The 8903-nt window shown below is 34.8% G+C and carries 10 protein-coding genes; 2 read left to right on the top strand and 8 right to left on the bottom strand.

The annotated features are described in order from the left end of the window. A partial coding sequence (locus NZ519_09045; GenBank protein MCS7028899.1) for an AAA family ATPase occupies positions 1–110 on the bottom strand: 110 nt, incomplete at its 3' end. Positions 111–278: 168 nt separating this feature from the next. Here NZ519_09045 and NZ519_09040 point away from each other — a divergent pair. After that, complete coding sequence (locus NZ519_09040) at positions 279–1187, top strand: glycosyltransferase family 2 protein (protein MCS7028898.1); 909 nt, start codon at positions 279–281, stop codon at positions 1185–1187. Here NZ519_09040 and NZ519_09035 read toward each other — a convergent pair. From NZ519_09035 to cdaA, 7 genes are all read right to left on the bottom strand, one after another. Continuing rightward, the gene (locus tag NZ519_09035) at positions 1162–1428 is read right to left on the bottom strand and encodes a hypothetical protein (GenBank protein MCS7028897.1); all 267 of its coding nucleotides are present in this window, start codon (positions 1426–1428) and stop codon (positions 1162–1164) included. The genes NZ519_09040 and NZ519_09035 overlap by 26 nt on opposite strands. Before the next feature lie 57 nt (positions 1429–1485). After that, on the bottom strand, positions 1486–2481 hold the full coding sequence (locus NZ519_09030) for a hypothetical protein (GenBank protein ID MCS7028896.1): 996 nt from the start codon (positions 2479–2481) through the stop codon (positions 1486–1488). Between the two features lie 119 nt (positions 2482–2600). Further along, complete coding sequence (locus NZ519_09025) at positions 2601–3119, bottom strand: shikimate kinase (GenBank protein MCS7028895.1); 519 nt, start codon at positions 3117–3119, stop codon at positions 2601–2603. Position 3120: 1 nt separating this feature from the next. Continuing rightward, on the bottom strand, positions 3121–3600 hold the full coding sequence (locus tag NZ519_09020) for a nucleoside deaminase (GenBank protein MCS7028894.1): 480 nt from the start codon (positions 3598–3600) through the stop codon (positions 3121–3123). Between the two features lie 3 nt (positions 3601–3603). After that, on the bottom strand, positions 3604–5298 hold the full coding sequence (locus NZ519_09015) for a tetratricopeptide repeat protein (GenBank protein ID MCS7028893.1): 1695 nt from the start codon (positions 5296–5298) through the stop codon (positions 3604–3606). A 36-nt stretch (positions 5299–5334) separates the two neighbouring features. Further along, complete coding sequence (locus NZ519_09010) at positions 5335–7068, bottom strand: Na+:solute symporter (GenBank protein MCS7028892.1); 1734 nt, start codon at positions 7066–7068, stop codon at positions 5335–5337. 4 nt (positions 7069–7072) lie between these two features. Next, positions 7073–7834, bottom strand: coding sequence for a diadenylate cyclase CdaA (gene cdaA, locus NZ519_09005; protein MCS7028891.1), 762 nt, complete (start codon positions 7832–7834; stop codon positions 7073–7075). A 205-nt stretch (positions 7835–8039) separates the two neighbouring features. On the opposite strand from cdaA, the gene NZ519_09000 reads away from it, so the two are divergent. Next, positions 8040–8903 (top strand): SpoIIE family protein phosphatase (locus NZ519_09000; GenBank protein ID MCS7028890.1); only part of this gene is annotated, 864 nt, incomplete at its 3' end.

Raw genomic sequence — 8903 nt, 5'->3', positions numbered from 1 at the left:
CTTTCTTCCTCTAATCGTGGAATAAAAGAGGTTTTATCTACAAAAACGTAGTTTTCTTTGGAAAGTATCTCAAAATTACTGATGCCGTAAGGGAATTTTATCTTGTTCATGTTTCAAAACTACGAAAAAAGAGTAGCTTGCTTTCTTCTTAACTCTGTGTTTTTTGAACCTCACAAGCCCTTGTATAAATTTGACTGCTGTACGAAGACATTTATATCTTTGTGGGCGTTTCAGGGAAGTGTAGTTAACTTGCGAAGAGAAAAAACAAGTTAAAATAAATGGTAGATGTAGTTATTCCCACTTATGACAATTATGTTGAGTTAAAAGAATGTTTAATTAGTTTATCGCGTCAAACGGTACTTGACTTTCAAGTATGGATTGCGGTAGATGGCTCTCAAGACCAAACTTTATTTGAAATACCCAAGCTGCTTACTTCACTGCCTTATAGAGCGTGTATTTTGCAGCATAAAGATGAAAAAAATCACGGGCGTGCTGCGACGCGCAACCTTGCCCTACCTTACATAAGTAGAGAGTATGTATGGTTTTTAGACTCTGACATGTGCCCTGATACAAATTGCTTAGCTGCACATTTAAGTTTGCTCAAACTACATGGCAAAAATGCTATATCCATAGGGGCGATTGAGTACACAAACGCCCACAAAAACATTTGGGCAAAGTACTTATCTACGCGCGGACATGCTAAATACACTCATAACCAACTTTTACCTTGGAACTATTTTATTACCGCTAATTCAATTCTGCCTTCTAAATTTTTTGTAGAACTTAATGGCTTTGACGAAAACATAAACAAATATGGCGGCGAGGATATGGAGTTATCCTACCGAATATACAAAAAATTTGCTGCAAAGTTGTACAAAAATGATTTAGCTCTATGCCGAACTGTGCAAGAGAAAAGCTTATCTACTGCCTTGCAACAACTAGAAGAGTACGGGCGTTATGGTTTGTCTTACATTTATCAAAAGCACTTGGATATGCCCAAAGTGTATCATATTGGTAAACTATCTGGAAATGCCCTTAAAAGAAAGGTATATTGCTTTTTGACGTGCTCTTTTGGTAGATTTTTAGCTAAGCAGTTGGTCAAATACTTGCCTTTCAGGTGGAGTAAGTTTTTTATCAACTATTTGGTTATCAGTGCGATATTTAGAGGATATAGCTGTAAAAAGTAGTAGATAGAGGTGAGTACTGTTGAATTTTGATGGTTTTTAGTTTGAAATATTTGCTGGGTTTGTTGTGTGCCCCACGCCGTTTAGCCTGTACGTTTTTTAGATTGTTTAGTATTGATTTTGAATGAGTTACAAGGTTAAGAAATTTGTTTTTAATACAGTTTCTTTTTTGGAGATTTCCCTTGCTGACGCAAGGGTCGGAGTATTCCGCACGTAGTTCGCAGCATGCCGCCCTTGTAGGCATCAGCACAGCGAAACACCTACAAGGATACGCCAAAAAAATACATTCAGCAAAAATTTATTAAATAGATACAGTAGCCCTCTTTCTGAAAATAAGATTACCTGCTTGAACAAAAGACTGATGATTAAGCGGAAACTCTAAAAAGACATGTAAAAAGCTTAATGCATACAAAGCTTGTAGTCCAATATTGTAGTCAATTCCGTAAGTAATTAAAGCAATTATCCAAATACCAATTACAGCCATGAGATGCTTTTTAGGTACCTTATGCCACTTAATAACTGAAGTTTTAGAAAACCAGTTTAAGTAATGGTACGTGTAAGCGAAAGATACAAATCTCGAAATTGCAATACTATAAGGCGAGGAGTATACTTCGGGTATAGTTTTTATTTCTGCTAATCCCAATATGCGGGAAAGTTCTATATTTATCATGTAAAAACCTTGATAGCTATTTTTCACGTACTCACTGGCATGATAGCTTATGTCAGGAATGAACACAAAAAAACTTGCGCCACAGCCTAAAAATACAATCAAAGATGCTATGCCTGTGATACTTTTAGATTTCAAAGCACCTACCAGGATAAACATTCCTGTAAAGACAAATACATGAATAAGCGTAGGTAAGAATAAACCAAATAACCGAATAAAGTTATGAGGTTGAGGTATTTTGTGGTCAATTAGCAGAAGTAAAAAACAAGCAGCCAAAATAAACAAGAAACGATGAAGCATCTTGCTGAACATAGCAAAAGCAAATCCTAACATAAAAGCTAAATAAACTACACTAGAAGCCCACATCATGTGTTGGCGGGGTGTATCAAAACGAGAATGATAGCTTAGAAAGTAAATCAAAAGTGCTAACGCGCCGAGAATTAAAAAATCATATCGGGCTTTTGAAAAGTATTCTCTTCTATGTAACCATATTATTTCTGTTAGATAATGTAAAGGTCCCAAAACAGCATACGAAAACAGAAATAGCTCAAACGGCAAAAAATAAGCTAAAACGCATGAAAAAAGCATCAAGCCTATATTAAGCAAGTCTACCTTATGTGTGCTGTTCATACTTCAAAGATAGCAAAAAATAAGGTTTAAGAATAGGAGTAAAGCCTGTAAATGGAATTTTAATACAAAAGTGCTTAAAGTTGTTAATAGGGCTTTAAAAGTCTATACATGCAGCTACATTATTTTTCTTTTAGATGTTGAATTAGCTCTTGGTAAGTTTGTTCTAAATTTAAGTAAACAGGCTGTTTGTAGTGTGCTTGGGCATAATATTTTACTCTTTGGGACAAGAGTTTTTTTATAGTTTGTAGGGGTTCTTGTGTATTGAGTAAAGGTCTGTTTTTCCAAGCAGAACTGTTTTGAATTTGGTACTCAAAGAATGATAATGGAGCTTCTAAATAGATGCAGTAAGTGTGTTTGAGTAGTGTTTGCATATTGTCATAAAAACAAGGTAAACCTCCCCCACAGGATAAAATGAAGTCTTTATTTGCGTACTGCAAAAGAATTTGCTTCAAAATTTCTCTTTCCATGCGTCTAAAACCTAATTCACCTTGTGAGCTAAACAAATTCGGTATCGAAGTTTTGTAGATATTTTCAATATAATTGTCTGTATCAATATGAGTAAAGCCAAAATAGTGGGCTATTTTTTGGGCAAGAGTAGTTTTTCCAACCATAGTCATTCCGACTAATGAGATTTTCATGTTAGTATAAGGTTTTATTAGGCTTATTTTTCCATAGAAGAAAGACTTTTTTAGCTTCTGGGACTAAAATTTGATACATTGGGATGGTTCTTCTTTCTATGGGAACAGCCAGTTCTTGATAAATAAATTCATCATCAAAGCCAATTTCTGCGGCGTCTTTACGAGTATTTGCAAAATATACTGCCTTAGGTCTTGCCCAATAAATTGCTCCCATGCACATGGGGCAAGGTTCACAGGATGTAAATAAGATACAATCATTAAGTTGAAAAGAATTCAAATTTTGACATGCTTTACGGATAGCTACAATTTCGGCATGAGCTGTGGGGTCATTAGTAGCAATTACTTGGTTGTATCCCTCTGCAATAATTTGGTTATTCTTGACAATAATTGCACCGAAAGGACCACCTTGCCCATTTTCCATTCCAATACGAGAAAGTTCTATTGCACGGCGCATGAAAAAATTGAGCTGTTCCGTATTCATTATTTAATGTTTCTGCAAAGATAAAACTTTGGGATGAGCAAGATAAGGCAAAAGTACAGGTTGATAATAAAAGTATTCTTTAGTCTCTGGGTCAATTTCCAATAGTTTTTCCATAGTACGAACAGCTTCTTTTTTCATATTTAGCCGAGTATAACATATCAGCATGCCGTACAAGCCTTCTATTTCATAATCTTTTGCTTGTATTACATTTTCATAGACTTGTAAAGCAATCTTGTAATCCTCAAGCTCACGTAGAGATACAGCTAAACTTAAAACCATATCTTTGTCATCCTTGTAATCGGTCAGGATAGATTGTTTGTTTTTACAAATTTGTTCGTAATACTGTTTTAATGCTTCTTTAAGCTTGACATTTTTGTGCAAGTATTTGTATAACTCTTTACTCTCAAAATAAGGAATGATACTATAAGGGTTGAGTTCTAGCGCGTCTTCTACAGCTGAAAGAAAAAAACTTTCGTCTATTTGATATTTTTTATCTCGTATAGATTCTATAATACCCCAATAAGCATCTATGAAATCGGGGGCAATATCTATGCTTTTTTTGTACCACTCAATAGCTTCATCATATTTTCGCATTTCAAAATAAACATTCCCAATTCGGTGGGGAATGAACTTATCATTTTTATCTAATTCGTAAGCTGTTTTTAGTTTTTCAAGTGCTTCATTGTATTTTTTTTGTGCTTGAAGGATTGTTCCCCAATTAAGGTGGGGAGCAATATATTTTGGATTTATTTTAATAGCTTCTTTGTACTTTTGAATGGCAGCTTCATAGTTTGGACCTTTCCGAGATAGTTGTAAAATCACTCCCCAATTGGTATAAGCATAAGCAAATTTTTTATCCAAAGTGATAGCTTTTTTACAGTATTCTATAGCTGAGTCCTCATTTCCTTTCATGAATTCTGCTCTACCTAAAATAAGGTATGCCCATTTATCATCAGACTGAGGTTCATGAGTTAAGCAATACCTACTAATTTCAATTGCTTGGTCGTAATCTTTTTTTTGCATGCAGTAAGCTGCCAATAGATAAGGTTCGGTTTGCTTGAGAATAGTAATAGCTGCAAAATCTATTAGCTTATCTACTGTATTGCTATCGGTAGGTATGCTTTTTCTAAAACTTTTACCCATGATATTTATAATTAGGGTTGTTTTTTTACCATATTGTATTACACTTCCTGAAACAGTTTTTGGGGTTTTTCCCAAAGCACTTTTGACTTGTTCATAAACTCCACTGATAGAAAAACCACTTCCTACCACAGGTAAACGTATTTGTATAGGTTTTGCTGCGCGCTGTTTGCTAAAGGCTTGGGTTTCTTTTGAGGTATTAGCGAATTCCTTGATTTCGTTGATTTTATCTATGATAGTACTAGATAGCACTGTGCCTTCTACTCCTTGCTTTTTAAGTTCATCATAGACTAAGAAAGGTTCTATGACCAACTCTTGTTTTTGATATTCTTTGATAAAACCAACGACTACTGCTATCGATAGAACTCCTATCAGGACTCTCAAAACAATTTTGTATGCAGCTTCTATTTTTTGGTATACGGTTACAATTTCAAATTCTTTTTTCTTATGCTCTTTGGCTATGTCTTTATAGGTACGGGTAATTTTTTCAAGTGCCGATGGGGGTTCATTGAGATTTCCTTTCCAGATTTGCCACCATTTTTTATTTAAGAGAGTCATCTCTAATTGATATACGCAAAACTATAAAAAATTACTTTACTCAAAAGAACCAACCTTTTTGGTTAAATTTAAAAAGGCAGTGATACAAATTAACATACACAAAGTATAGACTAAAAGCTTTTCGTATTGTTGAAGAATCAAAGCTCCTGTGGCAAATAGACCACTGTAAATCATAACAATACTAAGTAAAACGGTTATAGCATTTCGTAAAAAAAATGCTCTATTTACAGGTTTTTTTGAAAAAGGTTGCCACCATCCCTCGGGTTGAATGGAGTTGTAAAAGTTTTGTAAAGTTTGCACATCTGTTGAAGGTAGAAAATAGGTAGCCAGTAAAGTAAAAAATACTGTACCAAAAGTTACAATTAAAAATGTAGTTGAGGATTCTAAGCTAGGTTTCAAAAGAAAAATTGTAGAGTATATGATAAATGGACTTATTGTAGCTACTATTTCGCTCCAAGCGGATATGCGCCACCAATACCAGCGAGCTATCAATACAAATCCCAATCCTGCACTTGAATGAAGTAAAAATTCCCATGCCTGTTTCACGCTATCAATCAGTAGAGTGGCTATTAAACCTGCCAACATTACTCCAAATGTGCCAATGCGAGATATCCATACTAACTGCTTTTCTTGCGAACTTACTTTTATCCATGTGGCATAAATATCATTTATCCAGTATGAAGCACCCCAATTAAGTTGTGTGGCAATTGTACTCATATAAGCAGCGAAAAAAGCAACTAATAGTAGTCCCCTTAAACCATTTGGCAAAAAATCACGCATAGCGTACACATAGCCGAATTTTACTTGTTCATCTTTCAAATCAGGATAGAGAATCAAAGCACACAAACCTACTATAATCCAAGCCCAAGGACGAACTCCGTAATGTAATACTTGAAATAAGAAAGTTGCCCAAAAAGCATCCTTTGGACTTTTACAAGCTAACATGCGCTGGGCTACATAACCTCCCCCGCCTGGTTCTGCACCTGGATACCAACTTGCCCACCACTGCACTGCAACATAAGTTAAAAACGTACCCACACTAATAGACATAGTTTTACCTACATTTTGCAAAGAAAAATTCGGCAAAAAATTAAGCGTTTCTGGAGCAAGTTTACTTTTTAGACCTTCTATTCCGCCTATTTTTTCATGATTAACTACCATTACTGCTAAGACAATACACCCTATCATTGCAATAACAAATTGAATTGCATCGGTTACAGTTACACCCCAAAGACCTGATAAAGAAGCATAAAAAGCCGTAAAAAGCATGCAAAGAAAAGTAAACCCAAGAGCCTCAAGATAAGAAAATTTAAAAAATACTTGCAGAATAGTTATCAATGCTAGATTAACCCAGCCTATAATAACAGCATTCATGAATACTCCTATGTATATAGCTCTGAACATTCGTAACACTTGTGCTGCGGTACCTGAGTACCGAATTTGAATTAAACTAATATCAGTCATTACGTTAGCTTTTTGCCAAAGTTTAGCAAAGAAAAAGGTAGTTATCATTCCTCCGATAAGTGCATTCCACCATAGCCAATTTCCTGATATACCGTTATGATAGACAATTTCAGCTACAGCTAAAGGTGTGTCTGCGGCAAATGTAGTAGCTACCATGGATGTACCTGCTAACCACCAAGGCAAATTCCGACCTGATAGAAAGTATTCCTTTATATTTTTGCTGGCTTTATGACTATACCACAGACTTATAGCTACCGAGAGGATTAAATAAAGTAAAATGATAGATATGTCTAACACCGATAACATAAATTTAGTTGGTTAAATACGATTCAATAGCACTTTTCACCTTGTCAATCTCTAATTGAGTTTGTAGATTACCTTTATATGCCACAGATACTTCACCCCGCTCTTCAGAAATGACTACTATCACGCTATCATATTCATTAGATAGAGAGAGGGCTGCTCTGTGTCTTGTTCCATAGCCTTGGGGAAGTTGTAAAGTTGTATCCATAGGTAAAATGCATCTTGCTGCTTGAATTTTTCCATTGGCGATAATTACTGCACCATCGTGCATAGGGCTATTTTTTTGAAAAATCGTCAGTAAAATTCGGCTGTTAATTTCAGCCTCTATGATATCCCCTTTTTTGGCAATCTCCTCCAACGAGTCTCGTTTTTGAAATACAATCAATGCTCCCGTATGAGTAGCAGACATTATTTTTATTGCTGTTACAATCTCTTCCAAGTGGATACTTTCAGGATCAAATCGTCTTTTTCTCAAGCTCTCTATTAAAGATATTTGGCTGTAACTTAGCATAAACTTGCGTATTTCAGGTTGAAAGATAATAATTACAATCACAAAACCAATTTGAGCTAAACGGTCTAAAATATGCATCAGCAAGTCCATTTGAAAAATATGTACAACTTCGTAAATCAAGAAAAAGAAAAATAAGATTACTAATAGCAAATTTGCCATTTGGGTTTTAAGAGACCTATACACATAGTACAATATAATAGCTACTAAAAGGATATCTAGTATGTCCGCCCAAGTAATCTTGAAAAAACCTACTTCCATTGTAAAGGTAAAGATATCTAAAATAATTTGTTTGCTAGTTTTTTCTTTTGGGACCTACAAAGTTAGCTAGCCCTAAAATATCAGAGTAAACCAAAAGTAACTCATATTTAGATAATTTTTTTATCTCTTGAACTAAATGTTATCTTTATTTTTTATTGACATTAAGACTTGTAGTATTTATCTTTGCACAAAGTAAATTTGAAGTATGTCAGGAATAGCAAGTGCTCTAGCTAATCCATCTACGTGCATGTTGCTTATCGGTAAACTTTGTATAGCCGTTTATACTGATATTACCTTCTGCATAAAACAAGTCAATGAAGCTTTTACGAAGCATACAGGTTTAGATAGAGAGCAAGTTTTAGACAAAAATTTATTTGACTTTTTCAGTTTGTATAATAATGAAAATACAATAGATGAATTTCTTGCTGACCTATCAAGCCAAAATATAGCTCATGCTGTTTTGAAATTAAAATTTGAAGATGATGTTAAATGGGTTGATTTATATGGCACTGCGGATAGAGATTATAGAAATCAAATAAATGGTTTTTTAATTGCAGGTACAGTAATAGATGCACACAAAAAACTTGAGCAGTTGGAGCAAAATGAGCTTATCAAAAATTACCAAAGAGACTTAGATATAGCTCAAAGTTACATTCAAGGTTTACTACCCAGCCCAGAGCTATTTAAGCGTGTAAATCCAAATGCTTTACTAATTTATATGCCTATGCGGGGTATTGGAGGAGATTGGTACTGGTTCAAGATTGAAAAAAATAGAACTCACTTTCTTATGGGCGATGTTATGGGGCATGGGGTAAATGCAGGTATTGTAAGCACACTTGTAGCGTCGGCACTGAGTCACTTTAAAGATTGGCATCAAATAGCTAGACCTACTGACCTAGTACAGCTTGTCCACAAAAGTGTCTATCCTATAATCAAATATAATCCTAGCATAACAGAAGACTTTTCTATGGATATAGTAACGGCAATATTCTACCCAGAAACCCGAGAACTTTTATACACTTCTGGTAATTTTTCTATTTTAGCCCAAAGGGGAAATACTTTCTTAGAC

This window comes from Bacteroidia bacterium (assembly GCA_025056095.1).
Classification (GTDB): domain Bacteria; phylum Bacteroidota; class Bacteroidia; order JANWVE01; family JANWVE01; genus JANWVE01.
The sequence above is the reverse complement of the archived record's forward strand: the minus strand, read 5'-3'. Positions and strand labels throughout refer to the sequence as shown.

Coding starts and splice junctions, on each gene's coding strand:
- NZ519_09035 (MCS7028897.1), bottom strand. CDS start 1,428: ATGCCTACAAGGGCGGCATGCTGCGAACTACGTGCGGAATACTCCGAC.
- NZ519_09015 (MCS7028893.1), bottom strand. CDS start 5,298: ATGACTCTCTTAAATAAAAAATGGTGGCAAATCTGGAAAGGAAATCTC.
- NZ519_09020 (MCS7028894.1), bottom strand. CDS start 3,600: ATGAATACGGAACAGCTCAATTTTTTCATGCGCCGTGCAATAGAACTT.
- NZ519_09040 (MCS7028898.1), top strand. CDS start 279: ATGGTAGATGTAGTTATTCCCACTTATGACAATTATGTTGAGTTAAAA.
- NZ519_09030 (MCS7028896.1), bottom strand. CDS start 2,481: ATGAACAGCACACATAAGGTAGACTTGCTTAATATAGGCTTGATGCTT.
- NZ519_09025 (MCS7028895.1), bottom strand. CDS start 3,119: ATGAAAATCTCATTAGTCGGAATGACTATGGTTGGAAAAACTACTCTT.
- NZ519_09010 (MCS7028892.1), bottom strand. CDS start 7,068: ATGTTATCGGTGTTAGACATATCTATCATTTTACTTTATTTAATCCTC.
- cdaA (MCS7028891.1), bottom strand. CDS start 7,834: ATGGAAGTAGGTTTTTTCAAGATTACTTGGGCGGACATACTAGATATC.